This is a genomic window from Pseudomonas sp. RIT-PI-a (assembly GCF_001187875.1).
In the GTDB taxonomy this organism is placed as follows: Bacteria; Pseudomonadota; Gammaproteobacteria; order Pseudomonadales; family Pseudomonadaceae; genus Aquipseudomonas; species Aquipseudomonas coleopterorum.
Window position 1 is genome coordinate 66,198 of the sequence record NZ_LGIR01000011.1, and the last position, 19,462, is coordinate 85,659.

Genomic DNA, 19,462 nt, shown 5'->3' on the forward strand with positions numbered 1-19,462 from the left:
CACTGAAACGACAAACCCCGCCTGAGCGGGGTTTTTCTTGCGCGGCGAACGGTCAATTCGAAGCGCGTTGGCTTTCGAGTGTTTCCAGTTCGTTCTTGTAGCTCTGAGCATCGTTCTCGTTATGGAACATCCCCACCAACAGGTCCTGTTGATAGACATCCCAGATCTGGATGCCTGCCGCCACGCCTTCGTGGGACATGTGGGCTTCGTCGCGTTCGGTCACTTTTACTGTCATGGGAAAGCTCCTGTCTCGAATAGCTGCCTCGAATATCTGCACGTGGCGTGTGCAGGTCTTTGTTATAGATTTGAGTAGCTTGCTAAGTAAACAGACGATTTCTGCAACAGTTTTTTACCGAACTAGAGACAATCCGCAAACGCCCGCACGACGTGCCGTGCGGCGGATTGTCGCAGCGAGTTCACGGCGGTGAAACAAATTTCATCCAATAAAAAACCCATCCGAAGATGGGTTTTTTCAGTTCGACAGCCGATCAGCGCAGGGTAGTGCCCTGAGTCGTGGTGTCCTGAACCGGATCGCGGCCTTCGGCCACGCCCAGATCATCTTCAGGACGACCATCGACGATGCCACGGCCACCGGAAGCCAGTTCGGTCTGCAGGACTTTCTCGTCCAGCTCGCCTACCCACTTGGCAACCACCAGGGTGGCGACAGCGTTACCGACCAGGTTGGTCAGTGCACGTGCTTCGGACATGAAGCGGTCGATACCCAGGATCAGCGCCAGGCCGGCCACCGGCAGTTGGCCTACGGCCGACAGGGTGGCGGCCAGCACGATGAAGCCCGAACCGGTGACGCCGGCGGCGCCTTTGGAGGACAGCAGCAGTACCAGCAGCAGGGTGATCTGGTGGGTGATGTCCATGGTGGTGTCGGTCGCCTGAGCGATGAACACGGCGGCCATGGTCAGGTAGATCGAGGTACCGTCCAGGTTGAACGAATAGCCGGTCGGGATCACCAGGCCTACCACGGATTTCTGTGCACCCAGGCGTTCCATCTTGATCAGCATGCGTGGCAGTGCCGATTCCGAGGAGGAAGTGCCCAGAACGATCATCAGCTCTTCACGGATGTAGCGGATCACTTTGATCACGCTGAAGCCGTGGGCGCGGCAGATGGCGCCCAGCACCAGCAGCACGAACAGTACGCAGGTGACGTAGAAGCAGATCATCAACTGGCCCAGCTGCACCAGCGAACCCACGCCGTAGGCACCGATGGTGAAGGCCATGGCACCGAACGCACCGAGTGGGGCCAGCTTCATGATCATGTTGATGATGTTGAACATGGCGTGCGCGAAGCGATCGATCAGGTCTAGCAGTGGCTTGCCGTAGGCACCCAGGCGATGCAGGGCGAAGCCGAAGATCACCGAGAACATCAGCACCTGAAGGATATCGCCGTTGGCGAAGGCGCCGACGATGGTGTTCGGGATCACGTTGAGGATGAAGCCGACGATGCTCTGGTCAGCGCCTGCCGAGACATAGCTGGCGATCTTGCTGGCATCCAGGGTCGATACGTCGACGTGCATGCCGGCACCCGGCTTGACCACGTTGACCACGACCAGGCCGATGATCAGTGCCAAGGTCGAGACGATTTCGAAGTACAGAAGGGCGTAGCCACCGGTCTTGCCGACCGATTTCATGCTCTGCATACCGGCGATACCACTGACCACGGTGCAGAAGATGATAGGGGCGATGACCATCTTGATCAGCTTGATGAAGCCGTCGCCGAAAGGCTTGAGCTTGACCGCGAACTGAGGGTAGAAGTGGCCGATCAGGATACCGATGATGATCGCGACGATCACCTGGAAATACAGCGATTTGTACAGTGGCTGACGAGTCGTCATTTGCAAGTTCCTCAAGTGTATCGCCTGGCACCCGTTCCGGAGTGGTCGCGACACCTAAAGCACGAACCCTCCTGTCTGGAGGGATTTGTTGTGGGCGAGTTGCGCATTGGCAGGCCTCTGCCGACTGTATTGCAGGTGCCGTGCCATAGTTGCGTACTGATGGCCATAGCGCGAGTGGCTGCGGCCTAGGCAGGGGTATGGTTGTCGTCACATAGCTGTACAAGTGGCGGGAATCCGCCCCAGTCGCCCCTGAAGGGCCTGTGCATGGCGGATATCCGCCCACAAAAAAGGGCCCAGCAGGGCCCTTTTCGTTTCAGTGCTATGCAGCTGCTCAGCTGCCTTTCACCGATTTTCCGTCCACCGTGCCGTCCAGCAGCATGATGTTGTATTCCTTGCCATCGGTTTCCACCTGTTGCAGGCGCACCAGCAGGTAGTCCCAGTCCTTGGCGAACCAGAGCACGGTGATGCGCTTGCTCTGCGTGGGGTCACGCACCCGCTCGACCTTGATCGCGTCGACCTGACCAGCCTTGGTCTCGACCTTTTCGGTGCCCAGCACGCGGAAATCGTAGGTGTCGATCTCGTCCCCATCGACCACCTGATAGCTCATGCTCTTCTTGCCGGCGGCCACGTCGTGTTGCAGGGCCAGCTGGTAAGTGGACTTGTCCAGCACGCCGTTGTTGAGCGGCAGGTTGATCGGATCGCCACGGTCGGTACCGGTGACTTTCTTGGCTGCCCAGTCGAAGTCCAGGTCGACCTTGCGGGCCTTGCCCAGGCCGCCACGTTCGAAGGTGTAGGTTTCCGGCAGCATGGCCTCTTTATCGACACGCAGGGTGCTGACTTCGGTCAGGCTGGCGATCATCATCGAGGCCTTGAACGCCAGGGTCCAGTCGCCATTGGCGTTCTTGCTCAGGCTGCGCTCGGCAGTGCCGCTCATGGGCAACTGCTTCCAGTCGGCGGTGTAGCTGGCGGAAAAAGGCTTGAGCTCTGCGGCATGGACCGGAAGGGCCAGCAGGGCGGCGGCGAAGAGCAGGGCGCGACGCATATAAACTCCTAGGGTCGAATCAAATGGCCACAAGCCGGCAGTGGCTGGCCATCGAGCAGTGCACCGTGTTCGTCGAGGCGCACACGGCCTTCGGCGAACCAGCGCACTGCCAGCGGGTAGATCTGGTGTTCCTGGGCATGCACCCGGTGCGCCAGGGTCTCTGGCGTGTCGGTCGACTGTACCGGAATCACTGCCTGTACGACCAGTGGTCCGCCATCGAGTTCCTCGGTGACGAAGTGCACACTGCAGCCGTGCTCGGCATCACCCGCCTCGAGGGCGCGACGGTGGGTATGCAGGCCTTTGTAGCGCGGCAGCAGGGAGGGGTGGATGTTGAGCAGACGGCCGTGATAGTGGCGCACGAAGTACGGGCTGAGAATGCGCATGAAGCCGGCCAGCACCACCAGGTGCGGCTGGTACTGATCGATGAGATCGATCAGCGCCGCATCGAAGGCTTCGCGATCAGCGAAACCCTGATGCTCCAGCACCCGTGCCTCGATGCCTGCATCGCGGGCGCGCTGCAGGCCGAGCGCATCGGCGCGATTGGAAATCACCGCGGCGATGCGGGCGGGGTGGCCCGCCTGCATGCTGTCCAGCAACGCCTGCAGATTACTGCCGGTGCCCGACAGCAGCACCACTACGTTACAGGTCGAAGGCATCAGTGAGCCTTGAGGTTCTTCAGTTCGACCTGAGCGGCGCCTTCGGCGGCCTGGGCAATTTCACCGATGACCCACGGCTGCTCACCGGCACTGCGCAGGGAAGACAAGGTCTTCTCGACGTCGGCCTGAGTCACGCAGATGACCATGCCGACACCGCAGTTCAGCACGCGGTGCATTTCGTGCTCATCGACATTGCCCTGCTGCTGCAGCCAGTCGAACACGGCGGGACGCTGCCAGCTGGCGACGTCGACCACGGCCTGGGCACCTTTTGGCAGAACGCGCGGGATGTTGTCGAGCAGGCCGCCACCGGTGATGTGGGCCATGGCCTTGACGGCGCCGGTGTCCTTGATCAGTTGCAGCAGCGGCTTGACGTAGATGCGGGTGGGTGCCATCAGCAGGTCGGTCAGCGGCTTGCCGTCGAGCTGGACGTTCTCGATGTCGGCACCGGCGACTTCGATGATCTTGCGGATCAGCGAATAGCCGTTGGAGTGCGGGCCCGAGGAGGGCAGGGCGATCAGCGCGTCGCCGTTGGCGACCTTGCTGCCGTCGATGATGTCGGCCTTCTCGACCACGCCTACGCAGAAGCCGGCCAGGTCGTAGTCTTCGCCTTCGTACATGCCCGGCATTTCGGCCGTCTCGCCGCCCACCAGGGAGCAGCCGGCCAGTTCGCAACCGGCGCCGATACCGGTGACCACGGTGGCAGCGGTGTCGACGTTGAGCTTGCCGGTGGCGTAGTAGTCGAGGAAGAACAACGGCTCGGCGCCGCACACTACCAGGTCGTTGACGCACATGGCGACCAGGTCGATGCCGATGCTTTCATGGCGGTCGAGGTTCAGCGCCAGACGCAGCTTGGTGCCCACGCCGTCGGTGCCCGACACCAGGACGGGCTGCTTGTAGCCGGCCGGGATTTCGCACAAGGCACCAAAACCGCCCAGGCCGCCCATGACCTCCGGGCGCGCGGTGCGCTTGGCGACGCCTTTGATGCGTTCGACCAATGCTTCACCGGCGTCGATGTCTACACCGGCGTCCTTGTAGCTCACGGAGGGTTTATTGCTCATGATCCAGGCCTTTAAAGGAGGGAGTCGGGGGAGTCGACCGTCGTCGATCCACGAAGGCGCGCGATTTTATCAGGCTTGCCCGAACGTCACCAGCGCGGTTCGATGGTTGTCCGCATACCGGCGCCAGGTCGGCCGCAGCCAAGGGTTGCGTGGTCATGCTACATTGGGCGCCGAGATTGACCACTGAGCTTTTTGCCGATTGTACGGTCACAGCCTCAATCCGCTATCACCGTCGGGAAACGTCCATGCGTCTGCGCCACTGCCTGCTAGCCACCTGCATCACCTTGTCGAGCGTGCCGCTTCACGCCGAAACCATCAGCAACCTGTATCAGGTACGCGAGCCCGTGGCCAGCCAGACGCCCGAGGAACGTACCCAGGCTACCCAGCGAGCGTTGGAGACCCTGGTGCTGCGCCTGACCGGCGATGCCAAGGCGATTGCCAACCCCGGCCTGGCCAGCGTGCGCCAGGATCCGCAGCAGATCATCAGCCAGTACGGCTACGATGCCGGCCCACCGGAGTCGCTGCAGGTCGATTTCGACATTGCCAGTACCGATAATGCCCTGCGCTCGGCCGGCCTGCCGACATGGGGCAGCAATCGTCCCTCGATCCTGGGCTGGTGGTTGAGCGACAGCGTCGAGGGCAGCAGTCTGGTCGGCGACGGGCAATCGGCCGCCGAGCCGCTGCGCCGTGCGGCTCAGCATCGTGGCCTGCCGTTGCGCCTGCCCCTGGCCGATCTCGGCGAGCAGGGCGTCGGCACCGCGCAGAACATCGAGGCCAGCGATCCGGCAGCGTTGCGCAGCGCTTCCGAGCGCTACGGCGCCGATGCTCTGCTCGCCGTACATGCCCGTGAAGAAGAGGGCAAATGGTCGGGCACCTGGCGCCTGTGGCTGGGCAACCAGCGTGAGCAGGGCAAGGCCGAGGGCGCGGATCAAGCGGCCCTTGCCGATGCCGTGCTCCTGGCCGTCAGCCAGCGGTTGGCCACGCGCTTCGTTGCCAAACCCGGCGCCAGCACCGAAATGACCCTGGCGGTGGAAGGCATGAACCTGGAGCGTTACGCGCAGATGGGTCGCCTGCTTGAATCCTACGGTGCACGAGTGCGTACCGTGGATGGCGACAAGGTGGTCTATCGCGTGACCGGCAGCGCCGAGCAACTGCGCGCCCAGCTGGGTCTGGCCAAACTGCAGGAAGTGCCGTACCAGGCGCCGGTCTTACCGGTCGATGCCCAGGCCGCCCCCGGCGCACCGGTACCGGCGGCGCAACCCGCACCGGACCTGAACTTCCGCTGGTAAGTGGTCGAGAAAATGCGCCGCCGCTCTCGTGGCGCATTCGTTTCTCGCTGACTGAATCCGCTTTTCATCTCTTCTATATATAGCTGAGCTGCCTGATGACTGATATGCGCCGTTGGTTCTGGCTAGGGGCAGTGTTGCTGCTCTGCGTCTTCCTCTATGTACTGCACCCGATTCTCTCGCCATTCCTGGTGGGTATCCTGCTGGCCTATCTGGCCGATCCATTGGTCGACAAGCTGGAGAAATGGAAGCTGTCGCGGACCTGGGGTGTGGTGGTGGTGTTCGCTCTGTTCACCCTGCTGTTAGTGCTGGCGCTGCTGGTGGTGATCCCCATGCTCGCCAAGCAGCTCGTCAGCCTGTACCAGATGGCTCCGCAGATGCTCGACTGGCTGCAGCACACGGCCCTGCCGTGGGTGCAAACCCGATTGGGTCTGGCCGAAGGCTTCTGGAAATTCGACCAGATCAAGGCTGCCATCAGCAGCCACATGGGGCAGACCACCGATGTGGTCGGGGTGATCCTGTCCCAGGCCACTGCCTCGGGGCTGGCGCTGATGGCCTGGCTGGCCAACTTCGTGCTGATCCCGGTGGTGGCGTTCTACCTGCTGCGCGACTGGGACCTGATGATGGCGAAGATCCGCAGCCTGCTCCCGCGTCAACGCGAAGGGCAGATCGTACGCCTGGCTGGCGAGTGTCACGAGGTGCTTGGCGCGTTCGTGCGCGGGCAGTTGCTGGTGATGTTGGCCCTGGGCGTGATCTATGCCACCGGGTTGATGCTGGTAGGTCTGCAACTGGGCCTGTTGATCGGAGTCGTGGCGGGGCTCGCGGCCATCGTGCCGTACATGGGCTTCGTCATCGGCATCGGTTCGGCGATCATCGCCGGGCTGTTCCAGTTCGGTCTGGATCCTTTCCACCTGATTGCCATCGTGGCCGTGTTCATGATCGGCCAGGCGCTCGAAGGCATGGTGCTGACGCCCCTGCTGGTGGGTGATCGCATCGGCCTGCATCCGGTGGCGGTGATCTTCGCCATCCTGGCCGGCGGCGAGCTGTTCGGTTTCACCGGTGTGCTGCTGGCCTTGCCGGTGGCGGCGGTGATCATGGTGTTGGTACGGCACATGCACGACCTATACAAGGAATCGGACATCTATGCCGGGTCCGAGGATCCAGACCTCTGAACCCGACCGGCCGCCTGGGCCTTCGCAGGCCCAGGTAAACCGTTGATTTATCAAGCAGTGTTGCGCATTGTGCGGCTGCTCGGGCAGGTATAGACTTTGCACACTTCACATTGAGGCCCGTTGCAGCTCGATCCCAGGGCTGTTCAGCCAGCATGAAACCGATTCAGCTGCCCCTAGGTGTGCGTCTGCGGGATGACGCGACCTTCATCAATTACTATCCAGGCGCCAATGCTGCGGCACTCGGCTACGTCGAGCGCCTGTGCGAAGCCGAGGCCGGGTGGACCGAAAGTCTGATCTACCTGTGGGGCAAGCATGGGGTAGGGCGCACCCATTTGTTGCACGCTGCCTGCCTGCGCTTCGAGCAACTGGGCGAACCGGCGGTCTACCTGCCCCTGGCCGAGTTGCTCGATCGCGGCGTGGGCATTCTCGATGACCTGGCCCAGTACGAGCTGGTCTGCCTGGATGACCTGCAAGTGGTGGCCGGCAAGCCGGAATGGGAAGAGGCCCTGTTCCACCTGTTCAACCGCCTGCGCGACAGCGGCCGCCGCTTGCTAATCGCCGCCTCCCACTCGCCTCGCGAACTGCCGGTGAAGCTCGCCGACCTCAAGTCCCGCCTGACCCTGGCCTTGATCTTCCAGATGCGTCCGCTGTCCGACGAGGACAAACTGCGCGCCCTGCAATTGCGTGCGTCGCGTCGCGGTCTGCACCTGACCGACGAGGTCGGTCATTTCATCCTCACCCGTGGCACGCGAAGCATGAGCGCGCTGTTCGACCTCCTGGAGCGTCTCGACCAGGCCTCGCTGCAGGCGCAGCGCAAGCTGACCATCCCCTTCCTCAAGGAAACGCTGGGCTGGTAGTCGAGCGACTCGATTCAACCGCTCTATGACCTGTTTCATGGATGTTCCATTCGGTTCTAACGGAACTTGCACACCCAGTTTATCTGTATACCTGTCCAGTCCCAGTGATGGCTATGTGCGACCATTTATCGCCCAATGATTCCGGGGATTTTGGGCCATTACCGTGCAAACGCCCATACGCCGGGCTGCAAAACGGGGCGTTAGATGTCAGCATAATTCTCCGGAGTCACATTTCGTTCGATTGAATTTGCAAATAATCGCCAGACGGGTATAGTCGCCACTTCTCAACTATTCCTTGTCACGGTCGTGCCCATGCTCAATCGCTTAGCACCCCTCGTGCCCATCGCACTGTTGACCCTTCTGGTCGGTTGCGCGGCGCAAGCCCCGGTCTCCCAGCAGCAGGTCCTGGACCCGGTCACCGCCGTCCAGCCGCATCAATCCCCCTCGAAGGCCTCGCTGGTTTTCGAAGACGAAATCGCCACCGAAGACGAACTGGCCCAGTTCGACGGCAGCAAGGCCTACAGCTTGCCGATCCTGGCCGACAGCATTCTGGAACGTGGCAAGTCCCTGATCGGCACCCGCTATCGTTTCGGTGGCACCGACAAGGCGTCCGGTTTCGATTGCAGCGGTTTCATCGGTTATCTGTTTCGCGAAGAGGCGGGCATGAACCTGCCGCGATCGACTCGCGAAATGATCAACGTCAAGGCGCCTCTGGTCGCACGCAACAAGCTCAAGCCAGGTGATCTGCTGTTCTTCAGCACCAATGGCCGCGGTCGTGTCAGCCATGCCGGTATCTACCTGGGTGATGACCAGTTCATTCACTCCAGCAGCCGCCGCAGCGGTGGTGTACGAGTCGACAGCCTGGGCGACAGCTACTGGAGCAAGACCTTCATCGAGGCCAAGCGGGCCTTGGCCATGGCGCCTGCCACGATGATCTCCAGCAAATAACAGACGCAGCGCAACAAAGCGGCGGTGAGGTGAAAACCTCAGCGCCGTTTGTGTTTTCGGGTAATGAATCTAGTCTATTACGGCAGTTGGCTCAGGATGGTTCGGTACATGTCTACCCAGGCACGCGTTTTCGCTTCAATCGCAATGGCCGCCATCCTCGCTGGGTGCGCCAGCGCGCCTCCGGCCAAAGTGGTGAGGCCCAAGGTCATCAACCCGATCGTCAAGAACCCCAACAACGACATGGTCGGCGCTGCCGACGACGTGCTGTTTCGGGCATTGGGATTGGTAGGTACACCGTACCGCTGGGGGGGTAATACACCCGACTCGGGCTTCGACTGCAGCGGCCTGATCAGCTTCGTCTACCGCGACGCCGCCGGTATCGCGTTGCCGCGCTCGACTCGGGAAATGATCGTCATGCGCTCCCCCGATGTCGACCAGTCCCACCTGCAGTCCGGTGATCTGGTGTTCTTCGCCACCAGCGGCGGCTCGCAGGTCAGCCACGCGGGGATCTATGTGGGTGAGGGACGCTTCGTGCACGCACCGTCGAGTGGCGGTACGGTCAAGCTCGATTACCTGAACAAGCCCTATTGGCAGAAAGCCTACCTCAACGCCAAGCGGGTGCTGCAACCCGGCCAGTTGGCCCGCAACCCGTGACGGCAACAGGGCGAGTTTCCTCGCCCTGTTCAATCCAGATCACTTGGCGGCAGTGACTCGCCAGATCTTGTTGCCCACATCGTCTGCAACCAGCACTCCACCCTTGTGATCGGGCAATACCGCGACCGGGCGACCCATGGCCTTCTCGTCTGAATTGAGAAAGCCGCTCAGCAGATCGATCGGCTGACCGCTCGGCTTGCCGTCCACGAACGGTACGAACACCACCTTGTAACCACTGTGCGGCTTGCGGTTCCAGGAACCATGCTGGCCGATCAGGGCGCCGGTGGTGAAAGGTGCGGGCAAGCCGCTGCCGTCGGCGAAACTCAGACCCAGCGAAGCGGTGTGCGGGCCGACTGCGTAATCGGGAGCAATGGCCTTGGCCACCAGTTCAGGGTTCTGCGGCTCGACGCGCACATCTACATGCTGGCCGTAATAACTGTAGGGCCAGCCATAGAAACCGCCGTCCTTGACCGAGGTGATGTAGTCGGGCACCAGGTCGCTGCCGATTTCGTCACGTTCGTTCACGGCTGTCCACAGCTTGCCGGTCTTCGGTTCCCAGGCCATGCCGTTGGGGTTGCGCAAACCCGAGGCGAAGATGCGGTGCTGGCCGGTGGCAGCGTCCACTTCCCAGATCGCTGCACGACCCTGTTCCTGGTCCATGCCGTTTTCGCCAACGTTGCTGTTCGAGCCGACGGTGACGTAGAGCTTCTTGCCGTCGGGGCTGGCAATGACATTCTTGGTCCAGTGGTGGTTGAGCGTGCCGCCCGGCAGGTCGACGACTTTCTCGCCAGCGCCGCTGATCGAGGTGGCGCCGTCGGTGTACTTAAAGCGCAGCAGCTTGTCAGTGTCCGCCACATAGAAATCGTTGCCGACCAGGGTCATGCCGAAGGGCGAGTTGAGGTTGGCGATGAAGACCGTGCGGGTTTCGGCCACACCGTCACCGTCCTTGTCGCGCAACAGGGAAATCCGGTTGGCGCTGGGCACGCCCGCGCCGGCGCGGCTCATCACCTTCTCCATGACGAAGCCACGTATGCCTTTGCTGTCGTCCGGCTTGGCCGGGGAGTTGGTTTCAGCCACCAGCACGTCACCGTTGGGCAGCACGTAGAGCCAGCGGGGGTGGTCCAGGTCCGCGGCGAAGGCGGCTACTTGAGTACCGGGCGCCGCTGTGGGCTTGCCCCCTTCGGCCCAGCCTACGGCCGGTGCGATGTTTACGGTGGGGATCAGGGTCTTGTTGGGCTCGGGCAGTTTGGGCGAGGGCCCGGTCCCGTCGCTGACCTGCAACGATGACGTTTCACCACAGGCGGCGAGGCCGGCTGCCAGCAGGATCAATGTAGCGAGGCGGGTCTTGTGCATGGTCGGGCTCTCTGAGGTTTTGTTCACACAGGGTAGAGGCACCGGGCCTGGGCAAGGTTCAACCGCGTTGTCCGTCAGCAGCGGTGGTGGATCAATTGACGCTCCGGGCGCAACCCTCTAACCTGCGCGGCTGTTCCAGGTGCTCGGCGATCAGGCGATCGACCCGGGTGAAACAGGGAAGCCGGTGCGCAGCGTCTACGTGCCATGCCGGCGCTGCCCCCGCAACGGTAGACGAGTCAAGGCTGCACACGATGCCACTGAAGCGATTCGGGAAGGCGTGTCGCCTGGGTGTACAGACCCCGCTCGTGAGCCCGGAGACCGGCCTGGTGCACTTTTTACGGCTCGTTGCAGAACCTGCGTTCATCCCACGATGGCGTGGGCCTGGGGCGTGCCCTGATCCATCTTCTGTCGCGCGGGGAGAGCGGCATTGACGTTCACTGTCCGGCCAGTCGGCCACGGTGTCGCGTCGATGCCGCCTGCGCGCAGGTGTAGCGGAGAGCCACCATGAACGAAACAGCCGAGCGCGACGCCCGTCACCTGGCGCGTATGCTGCGCAAGAAAGCCGTGATCGACGAACGCATCGCCAACTCCCCCAACCAATGTGGCTTGCTGCTGGTGCTCAGCGGCAACGGCAAGGGCAAGAGCAGCTCGGCTTTCGGCATGCTCGCGCGGGCCATGGGCCACGACCTGCAGTGCGGCGTGGTGCAGTTCATCAAGGGGCGCAACAGCACCGGCGAGGAGCTGTTCTTCCGGCGCTTTCCCGAGCAGGTGCGCTACCACGTGATGGGCGAAGGTTTCACCTGGGAAACCCAGGATCGCCAGCGTGACATCGCGGCCGCCGAAGCAGCCTGGGAAGTCTCCAGGCAACTGCTGCGCGATCCAGCCATTGGCCTGGTAGTGCTCGACGAACTCAATATCGCGCTCAAGCACGGGTATCTCGACCTGGACACCGTGCTGAGCGATCTGCAGGCGCGTCCCCCCATGCAGCATGTGATCGTCACCGGTCGTGGCGCCAAGCCCGAGCTGATCGAGCTGGCCGACACGGTGACCGAAATGGGCATGATCAAGCATGCTTTCCAGGCCGGCATCCGTGCCCAGAAGGGCATCGAGCTATGACCGAACCGCGCCAGTGCCCGGCGGTGCTGATCGCCGCGCCGGCCTCCGGGCAGGGCAAGACCACCGTCACCGCCGCTCTGGCGCGCCTGCATCGCAATCAGGGCCGCTGCGTACGGGTGTTCAAGTGCGGCCCGGATTTTCTCGATCCGATGATCCTGGCCAGGGCCAGCGGCGCTCCGGTCTATCAATTGGACATGTGGATGGTCGGCGAGCAGGACAGCCGGCGGCTGCTGTGGGAAGCGGCCGAGGAAGCCGACATCATCCTCATCGAGGGCGTCATGGGGCTGTTCGACGGTACACCCTCGAGCGCTGACCTGGCGCGCCATTTCGGTGTTCCCGTGCTGGCGGTGATCGACGGCACGGCCATGGCGCAGACTTTCGGCGCCCTGGCGCTGGGTCTGGCCTGTTACCAGCCCGACCTGCCGTTTGCCGGCGTCCTGGCCAACCGTGTCGGCACCGTGCGCCATGCGCAGTTGCTCGAAGGCAGCCTGACCCAGGGGCTGCGCTGGTACGGGGCCTTGTCCCGGGAAACCGGGATCGAATTGCCCAGCCGCCATCTGGGGTTGGTGCAGGCCAGCGAGCTCAACGATCTGGACACCCGTCTGGATGCCGCGGCTGCGGCCCTTGCGCAGACGTGCCAGGTGGCCTTGCCGCCCGCGGTCACGTTCGCCGTCCCGGTCGAACACCCAGTTGCGCGCCTCCTCGACGGCGTGCGCATCGCCGTGGCCCGCGATGCCGCTTTCGCCTTCGTCTATGACGCCAGCCTCGATGTACTACGCGACATGGGCGCCGAGCTGGTGTTCTTCTCGCCGCTGCACGATGCGCACCTGCCCGCGTGCGACAGCCTTTACCTGCCCGGCGGCTACCCGGAGCTGCATCACCTAGCGCTCGCCGCCAATACTTCGATGCTCGCCGACATTCGTGCCCATCACGCAGCGGACAAACCGCTGTTGGCCGAATGCGGCGGCATGCTCTACCTGCTCGACGCGCTGACCGATGTCGACGGCGCCCGCGCCGAGCTGCTGGGGTTGCTGCCGGGCGAGGCGGTCATGCAGAAACGCCTGGCCGCCCTCGCGTTGCAGGCGGTCGAGCTGCCTGAGGGCGTCCTGCGCGGGCACACCTACCACCATTCGCTGACCAGTACCGAACTGCAGCCGATCGCGCGTGGCGTGAGCCCCAATGGCGGTCGTGGCGCCGAGGCGGTTTACCGCCAGGGGCGGATGACGGCCTCTTACGTGCATTTCTATTTCCCGTCCAATCCGGCGGCGGTGGCAGGGCTGTTCGCCCCCGCTGATTGCGCGCGTGCAACCGAGCATCGGGACGCGTCATGAACGAGCCCTACAGCGACAGCGAGCGCGCCGCCATCTACCGTGTCATTGCCGAACGCCGCGACATGCGCCACTTCATCGGCGGCAGCGTGCCTCCCGCGCTGCTCGCCTGCTTACTGGCGGCTGCCCATCAAGGGCCCAGTGTCGGGCTGATGCAACCGTGGCGCTTTGTCCGCATCAGCGACCGGGCCTTGCGCGGCCGCATCCAGGCCCTGGTCGAGGAGGAGCGGCTTCGCACCGCGCAGGCCATGGGCGAGCGCTCCGACCAGTTCATGCAACTCAAGGTCGAGGGCATCAATGACTGCGCCGAGGTGCTGGTAGCCGCGCTGATGGACGATCGCGAGCGCCATGTGTTCGGCCGCCGGACCTTGCCGGAAATGGACCTGGCCTCGGTCTCCTGCGCCATCCAGAACCTGTGGCTGGCCGCACGCGCCGAAGGCCTGGGCATGGGTTGGGTATCGCTGTTCGATCCCCAGGCCCTGGCCGAGGTGCTGGGCATGCCCGCCGGGGCCAAGCCGGTGGCGGTGCTGTGCCTGGGGCCGGTCGAGCAATTCTACGAAGCGCCCATGCTGGAACTGCAGGGCTGGGCAGCAGGCCAGCCACTCGAACAGATGCTGTACGAAAACCAGTGGGGAACATCGTTGTGAGTATTGCGTTGATGACGGTCGCCGGGGTGGCGCTCGATGCCCTGCTGGGCGAGCCGCGCAAGCACCATCCGCTGGTGGCTTTCGGCCGTCTGGCCAATCGCATCGAAACACGCTTCAACCGCGCCGGGCGTGGCTGGCGCAGCCACGGCGTCACCGCCTGGTTCCTGGCTGTGGTGCCCTTGACCCTGCTGGCCACGGTGCTGTCCTGGCTGCCGCTGGTGGGCTGGCTGGTCGAGATTTTCGCGCTGTACCTGGCGCTGGGCATGCGCAGCCTGGGTGAGCACGTGATGCCCGTGGCCCAGGCGCTGCGCAGCGACGACCTGGACGCTGCGCGTCAGCGGGTCGGCTACCTGGTCAGCCGCCAGACCGAAGCGCTCGACGCCGAAGCGGTGGCCCGCGCCGGTACCGAATCGGTGCTGGAAAACGGAAGTGACGCCGTGTTCGCGGCCATCTTCTGGTTCGTCGTGGCCGGCGCCCCTGGGGTCGTTCTCTACCGGCTGAGCAATACGCTGGACGCCATGTGGGGCTATCGCAACGAACGTTTCGAACGCTTTGGCTGGGCCGCGGCGCGAATCGACGACGTGCTCAACTACATTCCGGCGCGCCTGGTCGCGCTCACCTACGCGGTCCTGGGCAAGACCCGCCCGGCCCTGCGTTGCTGGCGCCAACAGGCACCGCAGTGGGACAGCCCCAACGCCGGCCCGGTGATGGCGGCAGGCGCCGGCGCGCTCGGTGTGCAACTGGGTGGCCCGGCGATCTACCAAGGTGAACTGCATGAGCGCGCCGTGCTGGGCGAAGGCGTGCCGGCCGATGCCGACGCCATCGAGCGCGGTTGGGCTCTGGTTCGGCACGGCGTCTGGCTATGGCTGCTGGTACTGTGCCTGGGAGGCTTGATCGATGCTTGAACACGGAGGGCGCTTGCGCCAGGCAGTGCTCGATTACGGCATTGCCGAAGCGGACTGGGTCGACCTGTCCACCGGTATTGCCCCCTGGGCGTTCCCCATTCCCGACATCGCACTCCGTGCCTGGGCCCGGCTGCCGGAAAACGACGACGGCCTGGAAGACGCTGCACGCGGCTATTACGGTTTCCAGCACGTGCTGCCGGTGCCGGGTTCGCAGGCGGCGATCCAGACACTGCCACGCCTGCGTCGCAGCGGTCGGGTAGGGGTGCTGTCGCCGTGTTACGCCGAACACGCCGAAGGCTGGCGCCAGGCCGGGCATGTGGTGCGGGAACTCAACGAAGAGGAAGTCGAGCACTTCATCGACAGCCTCGACGTGCTGGTTGTGGTCAACCCGAACAACCCGACCGGGCGGTTGCTGTCCACCGAGCGGCTGTTGGCCTGGAACGCCCGGTTGAACTGTCGCGGCGGGTGGCTGGTGGTTGACGAGGCCTTCATGGACAACACGCCGCAGGGCAGTCTGGCAAGGCACGGTGTTCAGCCCGGACTGATCGTGCTGCGCTCGTTCGGCAAGTTCTTCGGCCTGGCGGGCGTGCGCCTGGGCTTCGTTCTGGGCGAGCCGTGCCTGCTGCGGTCGCTGGCCGAGCTGATCGGGCCCTGGGCCGTCAGCGGTCCGACACGACGATTGGGCCAGGCGTGCCTGCTAGACGAGGCTGCACAGCGTGCCCAGATTGCCCGCTGCGCGCAGGCCAGTGAGCGCCTGCTGCGGTGCCTGCAACATCACGGCCTGGCGCCTCAGGGCGGCTGCGCGCTGTTCCAGTCGGTATCGTGCGCGCAGGCCGAGCACCTGCAGGGGTTTCTGGCCCAGCGTGGCATTCTGGTAAGGCTGTTCAAACAGGACAGCCGCCTGCGCTTCGGCCTGCCAGCCGAAGAGGATCACTGGGCGCGACTCGAAGCTGCCCTGAGCGACTATCGGGAGCACTTGGCATGAGCACATTGATGGTCCAGGGCACGACGTCCGATGCCGGCAAAAGCACCCTGGTCACCGCGCTGTGCCGCTGGCTGACCCGCCAGGGTGTCGCCGTGGTGCCGTTCAAGCCGCAGAACATGGCCCTCAACAGCGCGGTGACCGCCGACGGCGGCGAGATCGGTCGCGCCCAGGCCGTGCAGGCCCAGGCCGCGTACCTTGAGCCGCACACCGACATGAACCCGGTGTTGCTCAAGCCCAACAGCGACACCGGTGCCCAGGTGATCATTCACGGCCGTGCCGTGACCACCATGAACGCGGTCGCCTATCACGACTACAAGGCCATCGCGATGCAGGCGGTACTGGCATCGCACCAGCGTTTGAACGACACGTATGATGTGGTGATGGTCGAAGGCGCCGGGTCGCCGGCCGAGATCAACCTGCGCGCCGGCGACATCGCCAACATGGGCTTTGCCGAAGCGGTCGACTGCCCGGTTCTGCTGATCGCCGATATCAATCGTGGCGGCGTCTTCGCTCATCTGGTCGGCACCCTGGAATTGCTGTCTCCCAGTGAGCAGGCCCGAGTGCAGGGCTTCATCATCAATCGCTTTCGTGGCGACATCGCCTTGCTCCAACCTGGCCTGGATTGGCTGGAAGCCCGCACCGGCAAGCCGGTGATCGGTGTGCTGCCCTACGTCATGGACCTGCACCTGGAAGCCGAAGACGGCCTGGATCGGCGTCAGTCGGGCAAGGCCGACACCGTGCTCAAGGTGGTCGTGCCGGTGCTGCCGCGCATCAGCAACCACACCGATTTCGATCCGCTGCGCCTGCACCCGCAGGTCGACCTGCAGTTCATCGGCGCAGGTGACAATATCCCCTCGGCTGACCTGATCATCCTGCCCGGCTCCAAGAGCGTGCGCGCCGATCTGGCGCACCTCAGGGCCCAGGGTTGGGAAGAGGCGATCAACCGTCACCTGCGTTACGGCGGCAAGGTGCTGGGGATCTGCGGCGGCCTGCAGATGCTTGGCACGCGCATCGATGACCCCTTGGGGCTCGAAGGCGCCGCCGGTTCCAGTGCAGGCCTGGGCCTGCTGGAGTTCACCACCCAATTGCATGCGGAAAAACAGTTGCGCAACGTCACTGGCCGACTGAGCCTCGAACAGGCTGCCGTCAGCGGCTACGAGATTCACGCCGGCGTCACCGTCGGCGCGGCACTTGAGCGTCCGGCCGTGCAGCTCAGTGATGGTCGGTGCGACGGCGCGATCAGCGCGGACGGGCAGATCCTGGGCACATACCTGCATGGACTGTTCGAAGCGCCGCAGTCGTCCGTGGCACTGCTGCGCTGGGCGGGGCTCGCCGACGTGCAATCGGTGGACTACCACGCGCTGCGCGAAGCGGACATCGAGCGCCTGGCCGATCTGGTCGAGCGGCATCTGGACACCGCTCGCCTGCGTGAACTGTGTAGCCTGCCCGGCGGGAGTGACTGACATGCTGCAACTGATTCTGGGTGGCGCCCGCTCGGGCAAGAGCCGCCTGGCCGAACGCCTGGCTGCCGACAGCCAGCTCGAGGTGATCTACATCGCGACCAGCCAACCGCTGGACGGCGAGCTCGACCAACGTGTGGCTTTGCACCGTGCACGTCGTCCCGATCACTGGGGGCTGGTGGAAGAGCCCTTGGCCCTGGCACAAGTGCTGCGCAGCCAGGCGCGGGCGGATCGCTGTCTGCTGGTCGATTGCCTGACCCTGTGGTTGACCAACCTGCTCATGCTCGACGATGCACAGCGTCTGAACGCAGAGCGCGAGGCGCTGCTTGACACCTTATCCAGCCTGCCGGGTGAGATCCTCTTCGTGAGCAACGAAACCGGCCTGGGCGTGGTGCCCTTGGGCGAGCTGACCCGGCGCTTCGTCGACGAGGCCGGCCTGCTGCACCAGGCGCTGGCCGAACGTTGCGAGCGAGTGGTGTTCACGGTGGCCGGCCTCCCCATGATACTGAAAGGACCTGCGTTATGAACTCAGCCTGGTGGCTGCAAACTGCCCGTGCACCCGATGCGAACGTTCATCGCCAAGCGCTGGAGCGTCAGCAGCAGTTGACCAAGCCAGCCGGCTCGCTGGGCGCGCTCGAGCAGACCGCCGTGCAACTGGCGGCGCTGCAAGGTCGACTCAAACCTTCGGTCGAACAGGTCTGGATCACGGTGTTCGCTGCCGATCACGGCATCGTCGCCGAGGGTGTCTCACCCTATCCGCAGGAAGTCACCGCGCAGATGGTGCACAACTTCGTCAATGGTGGGGCGGCCATCAGCGTATTGGCCCGTCGCTTGGCGGCGCGCCTGGAAATCGTGGACCTGGGGACCGCCACGCCACTCAACGATCTGCCCGGCGTGCAGCATGTACGCATCGCCGCCGGTACGCGCAATTTCATCGAAGCTCCAGCGATGAGCTTCGAGCAAGGCCTGCAGGCACTGCAGGCCGGTCGCGACAGCGTGTTGCGAGCCAAGGCCGGCGGCAGCGAACTGTTCATCGGCGGTGAAATGGGCATCGGCAACACGACGTCCGCCACCGCCCTGGCCTGTGCGTCCCTGGCGTGCGCGGTGGCCGACCTGGCAGGGCCGGGCACGGGCCTGGACGCTGTCGGTGTGGCGCACAAGGTGCAGGTCATCGAACGGGCCTTGCAGGTTCACGCCGACCTGCCCGACGAGCCTTTGCAACGCTTGTTCTGCTTCGGCGGCTTCGAAGTCGCCGCGCTGGTCGGCGCCTACCTGGCCTGTGCTCAGGAGGGCATTGCGGTCCTGGTCGACGGCTTCATCTGCAGCGTCGCTGCGCTGGTGGCGGTGCAGTTGAATCCGTCCATTCGGCCTTGGCTGCTGTTCGCGCACAACGGCGCCGAGCCGGGCCATCGTCACGTACTTGCGGCGCTCGACGGGCAACCGTTGTTGCAGCTTGGCTTGCGTCTGGGTGAGGGCAGCGGTGCGGCACTGGCGGTGCCGCTGTTGCGCCTGGCGTGCGACCTGCACGGGCAGATGGCGACCTTCGCCGAAGCCGCCGTGGCGGATCGCCCGGCATGACCCTGCACCTGGACCTGCTGCGCCATGGCGAAACCGAGATCGGCGGCTTTCGCGGCAGCCTCGACGATGCCCTGACCGAACGCGGCTGGGCGCAGTTGCATGCGGCAATCGCCGAGCGCTCCGGCTGGGACCGGATCGTCAGCTCGCCACTGCAGCGCTGCGCACGCTTTGCCCAGGTGCTGGCCGAACAACGCGGGCTGCCGCTGAGCGTCGACGCCGGTTTGCAAGAGCTGCACTTCGGTGCCTGGGAAGGGCTGAGTGCAGCGCAGTTGATGCAGACCGATGAAGCCGGCCTGGGCCTGTTCTGGAACGATCCCTATGCGTTCACGCCGCCCGACGGCGAGCCCATGCTGGATTTCTCCGCGCGCATCCATGCCGCGTTGAGCAGGCTGCACCTGCAGTATCCGGGCGAGCGGTTGCTGCTGGTGGTGCACGGTGGAGTCATGCGCCTGCTGCTGGCCGAAGCGCGCGGGCTGCCACGCGAACAGCTGCTCCAGGTCGAGGTCGGCCACGGTGCCTTGTTCAGCGTGACGATGGCGGCCGACGGCCGCTTGAGCGAGCGGTCCTGAG

The 19,462-nt window shown here is 64.2% G+C and carries 20 protein-coding genes and 1 riboswitch; of the genes, 14 read left to right on the forward strand and 6 right to left on the reverse strand.

Features of this window, described 5'->3' with window-relative positions:
- Positions 1 to 52: 52 nt before the first annotated feature.
- From AC788_RS02525 to purM, 5 genes are all read right to left on the reverse strand, one after another.
- Entirely contained in the window at positions 53 to 235 is a 183-nt protein-coding gene (locus AC788_RS02525) for a hypothetical protein (protein ID WP_049859055.1), read from the reverse strand.
- Between the two features lie 253 nt (positions 236 to 488).
- Positions 489 to 1,847 carry a dicarboxylate/amino acid:cation symporter gene (locus tag AC788_RS02530; protein ID WP_049859056.1) on the reverse strand — a complete coding sequence of 453 codons (1,359 nt, stop codon included), beginning with the start codon at positions 1,845 to 1,847 and terminating at the stop codon, positions 489 to 491.
- 331 nt (positions 1,848 to 2,178) lie between these two features.
- Complete coding sequence (locus tag AC788_RS02535; protein ID WP_049859057.1) at positions 2,179 to 2,889, reverse strand: DUF3108 domain-containing protein; 711 nt, start codon at positions 2,887 to 2,889, stop codon at positions 2,179 to 2,181.
- 8 nt (positions 2,890 to 2,897) lie between these two features.
- Complete coding sequence (gene purN, locus AC788_RS02540) at positions 2,898 to 3,545, reverse strand: phosphoribosylglycinamide formyltransferase (protein ID WP_049859058.1); 648 nt, start codon at positions 3,543 to 3,545, stop codon at positions 2,898 to 2,900.
- Entirely contained in the window at positions 3,545 to 4,603 is a 1,059-nt protein-coding gene (gene purM, locus AC788_RS02545; protein ID WP_049859059.1) for a phosphoribosylformylglycinamidine cyclo-ligase, read from the reverse strand. Before purM ends, purN begins: the two co-directional genes overlap by 1 nt.
- Before the next feature lie 245 nt (positions 4,604 to 4,848).
- Between purM and AC788_RS02550 the strand changes: the two genes are divergently transcribed.
- The 5 genes from AC788_RS02550 (at position 4,849) to AC788_RS02570 (ending at position 9,520) form a co-directional block, all read left to right on the forward strand.
- Positions 4,849 to 5,892 carry a DUF2066 domain-containing protein gene (locus AC788_RS02550; RefSeq protein ID WP_049859060.1) on the forward strand — a complete coding sequence of 348 codons (1,044 nt, stop codon included), beginning with the start codon at positions 4,849 to 4,851 and terminating at the stop codon, positions 5,890 to 5,892.
- A 95-nt stretch (positions 5,893 to 5,987) separates the two neighbouring features.
- Positions 5,988 to 7,061 (forward strand): AI-2E family transporter, encoded by a 1,074-nt coding sequence (locus AC788_RS02555; protein ID WP_049859061.1) that lies wholly within the window; start codon positions 5,988 to 5,990, stop codon positions 7,059 to 7,061.
- A gap of 152 nt (positions 7,062 to 7,213) precedes the next feature.
- Positions 7,214 to 7,918, forward strand: a complete 705-nt coding sequence (gene hda / locus AC788_RS02560) for a DnaA regulatory inactivator Hda (RefSeq protein ID WP_049859062.1) — start codon at positions 7,214 to 7,216, stop codon at positions 7,916 to 7,918.
- A 312-nt stretch (positions 7,919 to 8,230) separates the two neighbouring features.
- Positions 8,231 to 8,866 (forward strand): C40 family peptidase, encoded by a 636-nt coding sequence (locus AC788_RS02565; protein WP_049859063.1) that lies wholly within the window; start codon positions 8,231 to 8,233, stop codon positions 8,864 to 8,866.
- A gap of 108 nt (positions 8,867 to 8,974) precedes the next feature.
- Positions 8,975 to 9,520, forward strand: a complete 546-nt coding sequence (locus AC788_RS02570; RefSeq protein ID WP_049859064.1) for a C40 family peptidase — start codon at positions 8,975 to 8,977, stop codon at positions 9,518 to 9,520.
- Positions 9,521 to 9,559: 39 nt separating this feature from the next.
- On the opposite strand, the gene AC788_RS02575 is transcribed toward AC788_RS02570, so the two are convergent.
- The gene (locus AC788_RS02575) at positions 9,560 to 10,873 is read right to left on the reverse strand and encodes a PQQ-dependent sugar dehydrogenase (RefSeq protein ID WP_049859065.1); all 1,314 of its coding nucleotides are present in this window, start codon (positions 10,871 to 10,873) and stop codon (positions 9,560 to 9,562) included.
- A gap of 120 nt (positions 10,874 to 10,993) precedes the next feature.
- Positions 10,994 to 11,214, forward strand: a riboswitch (cobalamin riboswitch).
- 163 nt (positions 11,215 to 11,377) lie between these two features.
- Between AC788_RS02575 and cobO the strand changes: the two genes are divergently transcribed.
- From cobO to cobC, 9 genes are read left to right on the forward strand one after another with little or no spacing between them, the layout of a single operon-like run.
- Positions 11,378 to 11,989 carry a cob(I)yrinic acid a,c-diamide adenosyltransferase gene (cobO, locus tag AC788_RS02580; RefSeq protein ID WP_049859066.1) on the forward strand — a complete coding sequence of 204 codons (612 nt, stop codon included), beginning with the start codon at positions 11,378 to 11,380 and terminating at the stop codon, positions 11,987 to 11,989.
- Positions 11,986 to 13,320, forward strand: coding sequence for a cobyrinate a,c-diamide synthase (locus AC788_RS02585; RefSeq protein WP_049859067.1), 1,335 nt, complete (start codon positions 11,986 to 11,988; stop codon positions 13,318 to 13,320). Before cobO ends, AC788_RS02585 begins: the two co-directional genes overlap by 4 nt.
- On the forward strand, positions 13,317 to 13,964 hold the full coding sequence (gene bluB / locus AC788_RS02590) for a 5,6-dimethylbenzimidazole synthase (RefSeq protein WP_049859068.1): 648 nt from the start codon (positions 13,317 to 13,319) through the stop codon (positions 13,962 to 13,964). The genes AC788_RS02585 and bluB overlap by 4 nt, the downstream gene beginning before the upstream one ends.
- A gap of 11 nt (positions 13,965 to 13,975) precedes the next feature.
- Positions 13,976 to 14,869, forward strand: a complete 894-nt coding sequence (cbiB, locus tag AC788_RS02595; RefSeq protein WP_161804288.1) for an adenosylcobinamide-phosphate synthase CbiB — start codon at positions 13,976 to 13,978, stop codon at positions 14,867 to 14,869.
- Positions 14,862 to 15,854 carry a threonine-phosphate decarboxylase CobD gene (cobD, locus tag AC788_RS02600; RefSeq protein WP_049859070.1) on the forward strand — a complete coding sequence of 331 codons (993 nt, stop codon included), beginning with the start codon at positions 14,862 to 14,864 and terminating at the stop codon, positions 15,852 to 15,854. Before cbiB ends, cobD begins: the two co-directional genes overlap by 8 nt.
- Complete coding sequence (locus tag AC788_RS02605; RefSeq protein WP_049859071.1) at positions 15,851 to 17,317, forward strand: cobyric acid synthase; 1,467 nt, start codon at positions 15,851 to 15,853, stop codon at positions 17,315 to 17,317. The genes cobD and AC788_RS02605 overlap by 4 nt, the downstream gene beginning before the upstream one ends.
- A gap of 1 nt (position 17,318) precedes the next feature.
- The gene (gene cobU / locus AC788_RS02610) at positions 17,319 to 17,840 is read left to right on the forward strand and encodes a bifunctional adenosylcobinamide kinase/adenosylcobinamide-phosphate guanylyltransferase (protein ID WP_049859072.1); all 522 of its coding nucleotides are present in this window, start codon (positions 17,319 to 17,321) and stop codon (positions 17,838 to 17,840) included.
- A complete protein-coding gene (cobT, locus tag AC788_RS02615) occupies positions 17,837 to 18,892 on the forward strand; it encodes a nicotinate-nucleotide--dimethylbenzimidazole phosphoribosyltransferase (RefSeq protein WP_049859073.1) in 1,056 nt (351 codons plus the stop codon). Before cobU ends, cobT begins: the two co-directional genes overlap by 4 nt.
- Positions 18,889 to 19,461 (forward strand): alpha-ribazole phosphatase family protein, encoded by a 573-nt coding sequence (gene cobC, locus AC788_RS02620; RefSeq protein ID WP_049859074.1) that lies wholly within the window; start codon positions 18,889 to 18,891, stop codon positions 19,459 to 19,461. The genes cobT and cobC overlap by 4 nt, the downstream gene beginning before the upstream one ends.
- Position 19,462 lies beyond the last annotated feature (1 nt).

Coding starts and splice junctions, on each gene's coding strand:
- cbiB (WP_161804288.1), top strand. CDS start 13,976: ATGACGGTCGCCGGGGTGGCGCTCGATGCCCTGCTGGGCGAGCCGCGC.
- AC788_RS02575 (WP_049859065.1), bottom strand. CDS start 10,873: ATGCACAAGACCCGCCTCGCTACATTGATCCTGCTGGCAGCCGGCCTC.
- AC788_RS02525 (WP_049859055.1), bottom strand. CDS start 235: ATGACAGTAAAAGTGACCGAACGCGACGAAGCCCACATGTCCCACGAA.
- AC788_RS02570 (WP_049859064.1), top strand. CDS start 8,975: ATGTCTACCCAGGCACGCGTTTTCGCTTCAATCGCAATGGCCGCCATC.
- AC788_RS02535 (WP_049859057.1), bottom strand. CDS start 2,889: ATGCGTCGCGCCCTGCTCTTCGCCGCCGCCCTGCTGGCCCTTCCGGTC.
- cobO (WP_049859066.1), top strand. CDS start 11,378: ATGAACGAAACAGCCGAGCGCGACGCCCGTCACCTGGCGCGTATGCTG.
- AC788_RS02530 (WP_049859056.1), bottom strand. CDS start 1,847: ATGACGACTCGTCAGCCACTGTACAAATCGCTGTATTTCCAGGTGATC.
- hda (WP_049859062.1), top strand. CDS start 7,214: ATGAAACCGATTCAGCTGCCCCTAGGTGTGCGTCTGCGGGATGACGCG.
- cobD (WP_049859070.1), top strand. CDS start 14,862: ATGCTTGAACACGGAGGGCGCTTGCGCCAGGCAGTGCTCGATTACGGC.
- purN (WP_049859058.1), bottom strand. CDS start 3,545: ATGCCTTCGACCTGTAACGTAGTGGTGCTGCTGTCGGGCACCGGCAGT.
- AC788_RS02605 (WP_049859071.1), top strand. CDS start 15,851: ATGAGCACATTGATGGTCCAGGGCACGACGTCCGATGCCGGCAAAAGC.
- AC788_RS02565 (WP_049859063.1), top strand. CDS start 8,231: ATGCTCAATCGCTTAGCACCCCTCGTGCCCATCGCACTGTTGACCCTT.
- cobC (WP_049859074.1), top strand. CDS start 18,889: ATGACCCTGCACCTGGACCTGCTGCGCCATGGCGAAACCGAGATCGGC.
- purM (WP_049859059.1), bottom strand. CDS start 4,603: ATGAGCAATAAACCCTCCGTGAGCTACAAGGACGCCGGTGTAGACATC.
- AC788_RS02555 (WP_049859061.1), top strand. CDS start 5,988: ATGACTGATATGCGCCGTTGGTTCTGGCTAGGGGCAGTGTTGCTGCTC.
- cobU (WP_049859072.1), top strand. CDS start 17,319: ATGCTGCAACTGATTCTGGGTGGCGCCCGCTCGGGCAAGAGCCGCCTG.
- AC788_RS02585 (WP_049859067.1), top strand. CDS start 11,986: ATGACCGAACCGCGCCAGTGCCCGGCGGTGCTGATCGCCGCGCCGGCC.
- bluB (WP_049859068.1), top strand. CDS start 13,317: ATGAACGAGCCCTACAGCGACAGCGAGCGCGCCGCCATCTACCGTGTC.
- cobT (WP_049859073.1), top strand. CDS start 17,837: ATGAACTCAGCCTGGTGGCTGCAAACTGCCCGTGCACCCGATGCGAAC.
- AC788_RS02550 (WP_049859060.1), top strand. CDS start 4,849: ATGCGTCTGCGCCACTGCCTGCTAGCCACCTGCATCACCTTGTCGAGC.